This is a genomic window from Areca yellow leaf disease phytoplasma (assembly GCF_041920595.1).
In genome coordinates, this window is record NZ_CP169277.1 from 53612 (window position 1) to 57118 (window position 3507).

At 25.7% G+C, this 3507-nt stretch carries 3 protein-coding genes; 1 reads left to right on the plus strand and 2 read right to left on the minus strand.

Annotated elements, in window-relative coordinates; all coding sequences use genetic code 11:
• The first annotated feature begins 290 nt into the window (after positions 1-290).
• Entirely contained in the window at positions 291-470 is a 180-nt protein-coding gene (locus tag ACEW7V_RS00285; protein ID WP_374695508.1) for a hypothetical protein, read from the plus strand.
• 1237 nt (positions 471-1707) lie between these two features.
• On the opposite strand, the gene ACEW7V_RS00290 is transcribed toward ACEW7V_RS00285, so the two are convergent.
• Together ACEW7V_RS00290 and ACEW7V_RS00295 are read right to left on the minus strand one after the other, a co-directional pair.
• Positions 1708-1869, minus strand: coding sequence for a hypothetical protein (locus ACEW7V_RS00290; RefSeq protein WP_374695509.1), 162 nt, complete (start codon positions 1867-1869; stop codon positions 1708-1710).
• Positions 1870-2240: 371 nt separating this feature from the next.
• On the minus strand, positions 2241-2384 hold the full coding sequence (locus ACEW7V_RS00295; RefSeq protein ID WP_374695510.1) for a hypothetical protein: 144 nt from the start codon (positions 2382-2384) through the stop codon (positions 2241-2243).
• Positions 2385-3507 lie beyond the last annotated feature (1123 nt).

The window sequence follows — 3507 nt, forward strand, 5'->3', positions numbered from 1 at the left end:
TATTTCCAATAGCATAAACAACTGCAAAACAACTACCTTGAGTAACTGTAGTGCCTGCATAAACTAAATTAGGCATTTCAGCAATGGAATGATTATCTTCGAGATTTGGCATTTCAGTACGGTTTAAAGGAATGGTTTCGCCTGATAACGTTGAGTTGTCAACAAAAAACTATTAGATTGAATAATACGTGCATCTACTGGAACTTGGGTTCCTGTTTCTAAAAAGATGACATCTCCAATGGTAAGTTTCCAATAACATCCATTAATTCTATTTTTTTGTTACGGTAAACTTGAACTTTTTAGGAATCATTTTACTTAAGGAAGACAACATTTTATCAGCTTTGTATTCTTGGGAAAAAGAAAATAAGCCATTTACAATGATAACTAAAATAATAGAAATACAAATGGCTGCTTCTTTGGGATTAATTACAAAAATCATTAATGCTGCTATCCATAATAAGAAAAAATAGCCATTACCGAGGTAAAATTGTTTGATGGTGTTGCCAAAACAAGAAAAAGATTCGCCTTGTTTGATAATATTTTTACCGTAGAGAGTTTGTCTTTCTTGGGCTTGTTTGTCAGTAAGTCCGAAAGCATCAGTGTTTTAGATGTTTGACAACAGCATCTTTATCAAGACGACTGATTTGCAAAATTTCTTCTTTTTTATTCATATAAAGTTGTTTCCTTTGACTAAATTTTATATTTTAGTATTTTGTTAACTGATATATAAAAAATATTTGCAAGGCTATAATGGTGGATAAAATTAAATGGAATAAAGAGAATTAAAAATAATAAGTATGCTAATTGATTAAGATAATTTTTGGTGGGGAGTTTGGTTGGGGTTTTTGAGTTATGTGGTTTATGTGGTTTGTTAGTCTTGTTTGTGGTGCAAAAGTCATTTGTATTTTTTGCCTTCTTGCTCTTGTCTTTTTGTTTTGCATTTGCAAGTTTAATAAATTAGTTATATTGTTTTTATAACTACTAAAAATAAATCAGAAAAAGTGCCACAACCAAAGTTATAAAGTATTATCTTGGGTCAATTTTGCAAAATTAAATTATTTTTAAGTTCGTTTATTCTAGTCATCTTTCTTTTGATGATCAATTATTTTTATAAGCCTGATTAAATTATAACAAAACAAAAAAATAAAAGCTAATAATAAATGTTAAAAAATGCATTATTTTGGGAATTTGGAACCAAAAACCGTTATTTTAAGAATTATTTGGGTGGAATTGGGTGAATTTTGAAAAAAAAATTGTTATTTTTTGTATCCGTTTAGTTAATTTTTGGCAGTTTTTGTGATTTGGGATTGGATGAAACAAAATAATAAATTTTTAAGGATGGAATTAGTTATAAAATTTTTTTGAAAGTGGTTTTATTAAATATATAAATCACTCAAATGCATTCAAATTTATAATTCTTAAATCCATATTATAAAATATAATAATATATGATGTAGAATTTTAATATTTGTTTATTTTTGGTATATCATTTTGATAACTAATTATCAAGTATAAAATTTATCATCCATTAATAAAGCACATTATTTATTATTTGCTATATGATTTTATTTTATATCATCCAAAAAACTTTATTATTTCAAATAATATTAATCACTTTATTATGTTATTTTTTCATGTTAAATTTTAATTTAACTTTTTTAATTTTAAGGAGATAAAAAACTAAATATGATTTCTAAAATCCCAAAATTATTTTGGATAAACATTGCTATTATTATTTTTGTAATAATTGGGATAAAAGAATTTATAGATTTGCCAAAAAAAATTGTCAATTGATTTAAATACTAACCCAACCCATATTATTTGTGATGTTGTTCCTGTAGGGGCTTGTTTTACAAAACCTTCTATCAATATGTCATTAAAAAACACCATTTATCTTCTGCAAAACATCATTATAATATTTATACGGATGAAAAATATATTCCTTTAATGCCTGAACTTTTGGAAACTCAGTTAATGAGAAAGAAGGCAAAGAACACCGCGATAATAAAGTGATGCAAATTGCCATACAAGCCAAAGAGCATCAAAATAAAAAGTTTAATTGTTCTATTTTCCAAGAAGAAAAAAATTTTTTAAGAGTGAAATCCAACCAAATGGCATAATTATTGAAGGTTTTTAGACTCTTGTTTGCTTACACAAGTGATTTTATCAAGTGGATCTATTTTTAAATATTATAGCAACACAAGACAATATACAAACTAATATTAAAGAAATTTGGTGTGCTAATGGACAAATCCTAAAACCTGATTTTTCTCATATTTTGCATTTTTCATGATGCAAACACCAACAACCTTTACTCCTAAATAACTAACAGCTTTATCACGAAGCAGGACATGCCTTAATAGTTTTGCAATTTCCTTTTGCATTATGTTCGGTTGCCAAAATTTATAGGCTCAAGAAACAACTACTGATTTGACCGCTGGATTCGATGTTTTTTTTGGACAAACAGTTAGGCATCCAAAATTAAATCAAAGGTTGGCAAGATTAGTTTTACAAGCTTTTGGAGGTGCAGCTGCCTGAACAGTATTTAGCTAATCAAGGCAAAATTCCAAAAGAAAAAATATTTTCAGGAATTGATGATGATTTTCAATTTATAGAAAAACTTTTAATGTAAAATAATCAATTAAATAAAGTAGATTTGAATAAATTATTTTAACAAGCTTATAATATTGTTGCAAATAATAAAGATTTATTAGATATTATTGCCCAAGAAATAGACCAGAAGAAACTTTTACAACAAATAGATATAGAAAGAATTATTAAAGATAATCATATGTTGGTTGCTAAATTAAGAATTGGATAAATAACTTTAATTTATTTTTTTTAATTTTATCGATTTGTTTTTGTTTCTTTTGTTATCAACTTAGAATTAAAATTATTGAATAATTAAAATATTTTGCCAAAATAAATCTAAATCCCAAAAGAGGCTTTTTAAAGTCTCTTTTTTATTTATAAAATTACAAAGGAAAACTATCAGAATATAAGGATTAGTTAGCAAATTTTATCGTTTTTTGATAAAATGACATTAATAGCAGTTTTTGAATCACTGCTATTAATGTCATTTATCAAAAAAAATAAAATACTAACTAATATCCTTATATTCTATTAGTTCCTTGTAATTTATAAATAAAGAGACTTTAAAAACTTCTTTGGATTTAGGCAACTGGCAAAATATTTTGCAATTATTCAATGGTACAATTCTAAGTTGATAACAAAAACAAAACAAATCGATAAGATAAAAGAAATAAATTAAAGTTATTTATCTTAGTACAGCAACCCTAACTATGATTATCTTTAATAGTGAATACTATATCTGACTGTTGTAAACGTAATATCTGTCGTCTTTATTATTTACGAAGCAATGATATAAACTGTTAAGTAATTTATTCCCCTCTGCGACAATTGATTATTTTACATTAAATTTTCTATAAGTGAAAATCATTCATAATCTTTTCTTTAGACTGCCTTGATGGCAAATGCCTTGTCTAT